This window comes from Streptomyces sp., from assembly GCF_019510245.1.
Lineage (GTDB): Bacteria > Actinomycetota > Actinomycetes > Streptomycetales > Streptomycetaceae > Streptomyces.
Map to the genome: position 1 here is coordinate 1 of NZ_JAEKKT010000349.1, position 4,410 is coordinate 4,410.

A 4,410-nucleotide genomic window follows, 5' to 3' on the forward strand; every position below is an offset into this window, starting at 1 on the left:
TCGATCTGGGTCCCGGGCCGGTGCCGGCCGAACTGGTCCGCCGGGCCGCCGGCCGTCCCGGCCTCGTGGCGCTCGTCGGCGACTGGGCGGGCGGTGCGGCGGTGCTGACGTCGCACCCGGTGCGGACGAGCCGCACGCCGGACGTCCTCGCCGACCCGGTTCACGTGAACCGTGCGGCGGAGGGCTTCCTGGGCGGCGGCTGGTTCGGCCGCCTCGCCTACGACGGCGCGTCCCGCCTCGCGTTCCACGACCACGTCGTGCGGCAGGTCGGCGGGCGGTGGTGGTTCGAGGCCCTGGGCGACACTCCCGCGACGGCCGCCCGCCTGGCCGAGTGGCGAGCCCTGCTCGACGGCCCCACGCCGCAACTGGACTGGACCCTCGATGGCGTGAGCGGGCCGCCGGTCGAGCGGCACCTGGCTGCGGTCGAGACGGCGATCGAGCTCATCCGGGCCGGCGAGCTGTACCAGGTCAACGTCTGCACGCGGCTGTCCGGCCGCTTCACCGGCGACCCGGCCGCGCTGTTCGCCGCCGCCGTCGAGCGCCTCGCTCCGGCCCGGGCGGCCTACCTCGCCGCTGAGCCCGGCGAACCCGGCGGACTCGCTGTCGTCAGCCTGAGCCCCGAGCTGTTCCTGCGCCGCCGCGGCCGCGTGGTCGAGAGCGACCCGATCAAGGGCACGCTGCCGCGCGACCGGCCCGGCGCCGAGCAGGCCCTGCGCCGCTCGGCCAAGGACGTCGCCGAGAACGTCATGATCGTCGACCTCGTGCGGCACGACCTCGGCCAGGTGAGCGAGATCGGCAGCGTGCACCCCACCGCACTGCTCGCCGTCCGTCCCGCCCCGGGCGTATGGCACCTCGTCTCGACGGTGGAGGGCCGGCTCCGTCCGGACGTCACCGACGCCGACCTGCTCGCCGCCACCTTCCCGCCCGGCTCGGTGACCGGCGCCCCCAAGGCGGCGGCCCGGGCCGCGATCGAGCGTCTCGAGGACGTCCCGCGCGGCACCTTCACCGGCGCGATCGGCTACGCCGGGCCGCTCGGGCTGGAGCTCAACGTCGCGATCCGCACCTTCGAGATCACCGGCGAGCGGTTCGAGCTCGGCGTCGGCGGCGGGATCACCGCCGACAGCGTGCCGATGCTCGAGTGGCAGGAGTGCGGGCACAAGGCGACGCCCTTGCTCCGCGCTGCCGGGGCCGGGGACGCACCGTTCTCGCCGCCCGTCGACCCGACGCCGGCCCAGCTCGCCGGTGGCGTGTTCGAGACGCTCCTCGCGGTGGACGGCCGGGTGCTGCGCCTGGCCGACCACCTGGCCCGCCTCGACCGCTCGACCCGCGAGCTCTACGGCGCCGGGCTGCCGGAGGACCTGCCTGAGCGAGTCCGGGCGGCGGCGCTCGCCGGGCCGGCGGGACGAGCCGCGGTGCGCGTCACCGTCGCGCCCGACGGCGCGGTGCACCTCGAGGTCACCGCCCGCGGTGCGCCGCCCGCACCGATCGCGCTGCAGTGCCGCCCGCGCCCCGGCGGCTCGTGGCGGCACAAGTGGTGCGAACGCGGGTGGACGTCCCCCGACGCGCTCTACGTCGCCGCTGATGGGACGGTGCTGGAGACCGAGCGCGGCAACGTCTTTCTGATCGAGCCCGACGGCACGCTGGTCACGCCGCCGCTGCGCGACGACCTGCTGCCCGGCGTCACGCGGCGGGCCGTCCTGGACCTCGCGCGTGACGCCGGGCGTCCCACCGCCCTGCGGGTCTTCCCCCTCGCCGCGCTGCAGGTACGCCCGGCGTTCTGGACCAGCAGCCTGAGCCTCGCCGTCCCCATCGCGAGCATCGACGGTGTGGCTCTGCCGCGAGCCGACGACGTGGTCGCCGGACTCGCGGCGCTGCTCAGCCCAGGACCCGCAGTTTGAGCACCCGCATCGACCCCCCGATCTTGATGCCGATGTTCCAGAACCGGTGGGTATGGAGGCGCGGCTGCATCGTCACCGGCAGCGACCACAGGTGGTGGCCGGCGGCGTGCATCGCGATCGGGTCGGGCTGGAAGGGCGTGCCCGGGTACGGCGTGGCGTCGTAGTACGCCGGCCGGCTCACCGAGTGCACCTCGAGCAGGTACGTGTGCCGGCGGTGCACCGTGTAGGCGCCGTGCTCGAACACGGCGCCGGCGAGGGCGAGGGGCACCAGGCGGTACGTGCCGTTCACCGTGCGCACGTTGCCGGCCTTGTCCCGCGCGGTCACGCGGTAGTGCACCGTCGTCGAGTCACCCGTGGTGTGCGAGTGGCGGCTGACGGTGCAGGACGCGACGCCCGAGAGCGCGTCGGACGCGACGCAGGCCGGCGTCGGCCCGGGCTTGGCGTACTGCCCGCCGTTGATCACGCCCTTCACGACGACCTTCGGCGCCGTGCGGTCGAGGTTGATCGACACGCTCGCCGTTGCGGCGCCGCCGTCCGTGGCCAGGATCGTCCGGCTCACGACCCGGGCCGCGCCCTGGTGCGTCACCGTGACCGCCGACGGGCAGGCCGCCGTCAGCGGCGCTCCGTGCGGGGTGCAGGTGAAGGACACGTGCACCGGCGTGCGGTACCAGCCGGCCGCCGACTTGCCGTGCGCGCTGGTCAGGTGCGCGGTGATGGACGGGTCGTGCCGCGCCGTGGAGTCGGAGGACGGGAGGTAGTTCGCCGAACCCGAGTACACCGCACTGATCGAGTGCGTCGCGCCGGCCGGCGTCGTGTGGCTGAGCGTTGCCGTGCCACTGACGACTGGCGCCGAGCCGACCGGGTTGCCGTCGACCGAGAACGCGACGGTGCCGTCCGGGGTGCCGCTGCCGGGTGCGCTCGCCACGACCGAGGCCGTGAGCGCGTGCGGATGCACGGTCACCGTCGTCGCCGTGGCCGCCTGGGCGACGACGATGTCGGCCGAGTTGGTCGAACCGGCGTACGTCGTGGGATCGGTCGGCGCGAAGGTCGCCGTAACGTGCCGCGAGCCGACCGGCAGCGGGATGCCGCCCGAGCCGGTGAGCGCCGGGCTCAGCGCCGTCCCGGCGATCACCGTGACGGGGGTGCCGACGTCGGTGCCGTCGACCGCGAACTGCACCGCGCCGTCGGCGGTGCCCGAAGTGACACCCACGGTGGCGGTCGCCGTGACCGTCTGGCCGTACACGCTCGCCGTCGGAGTCAGTGCGACCCCAGTGGTGGACGGGATCTTCTGCTGCCAGGTCACCACGTTGTCGGTGGAGGTCGAGGCGGTGTTGGTGTTCGCCGAGCCGTCCTGCACCACGCCGGCCGGGATCGTCGCGATGACCGTCCCGTCCGTCGTCATGCCGCTGACGTCCACCGTGTAGACCGACGGACCGCCGGACACGACGGTCGTCAGCGTGCCCCCGGCCACGGAGGCCGACACGTCGATGTCGCCGGCCGTGAATCCGGTGACCGGCTCGCTGAACGTGGCGGTGAAACTGATCGGCGAGCTGGAGGTCGGGTCGGTCTGCCCGCCCGCCTGCTCGATCGCGACATCCGGCTTCGTCGTGTCGTTCGAGACGGTGGACGACACCGACGTCGGCGTGATCGGCACCGACTCGGCCCCCAGCCCGACCGCGCTCATCGCGTACTTGGCGGACGGAGTCTGCGTGATCACCGACTGGTCGGCGTCGGCGTCGTCGACGTCCACGACGAGCGTCCACGCCGTCGAGTCGTGCGCGGCGATCGTCGACGTGCCGTCGGTGCGGTTGGCCTGGGTGGTGCCGGTCGGGGCGACGAGGCCGGCCGGCAGGTCGCTCAGCTGCACCGCGGTGTCCGAGGCGTTGGTGAGCGTCAGCGTGTAGGTGATCTGGTCGCTCACGACCACCGTGGCAGGGCCGCCGGACAGCGTCGCCGTCACCGCGTCGACCACGGCCACGTCGCTGGTGTCGACCGACTTCGTCGACGTGGAAGCGGCGCCCAGCGCGCCGTCCACCGACACCTGCAGGTGTACCGCGCCGGTGCCGGGCGCGGCGGTGACGCGCGCGGTCGCGGTCACGGTCTTGCTCGCGCCGGCGGCCACGGTGTACGGCGGCGACCCGCTGAACGAGACCTGGTCGAAGCCGTTCGACCCGGCGCCGGAGGACACTCCGGTCACCTGCAGGTCGTCCGGTCCGGCGCCCACGGCGATCTTGGCCTTGACCGTGATGGTGTCGCCGACGTGCGCGTTCGCGGGTGGCGCCTGCGTGAGGGTGACGGTCCAGTCCTGCGTGTTGGCCGAGCCGACGGTCAGCGACGTGGCGTCGGCGGCGGTCGGGCTGGTGCCCGTCGTCGCCGGCGAGAAGGTCACGACGCCGCTGCTGGTCACGATCGTGCCCGACGAAACCGCCCCGACCGTCGCTGAGTAGGTGAGGACGTGCGATCCGCTGGCGGCGATCGCGCCCATCGGCGCCGTCACCGAGGTGGACGTCGT

2 protein-coding genes are annotated in these 4,410 nt (G+C 74.1%); one reads left to right on the forward strand and one right to left on the reverse strand.

The window, feature by feature from the left end; genetic code table 11:
• Nucleotides 1-1,898, forward strand: a 1,898-nt coding sequence (locus tag JF597_RS51250; protein WP_294013417.1) for an aminodeoxychorismate synthase component I, incomplete at its 5' end; no start/stop codon positions are given.
• On the opposite strand, the gene JF597_RS51255 is transcribed toward JF597_RS51250, so the two are convergent.
• Nucleotides 1,876-4,410: Ig-like domain repeat protein (locus JF597_RS51255; RefSeq protein WP_294013420.1), on the reverse strand; the 2,535-nt coding region annotated here is incomplete at its 5' end. The two genes, JF597_RS51250 and JF597_RS51255, sit on opposite strands and share 23 nt — an antisense overlap.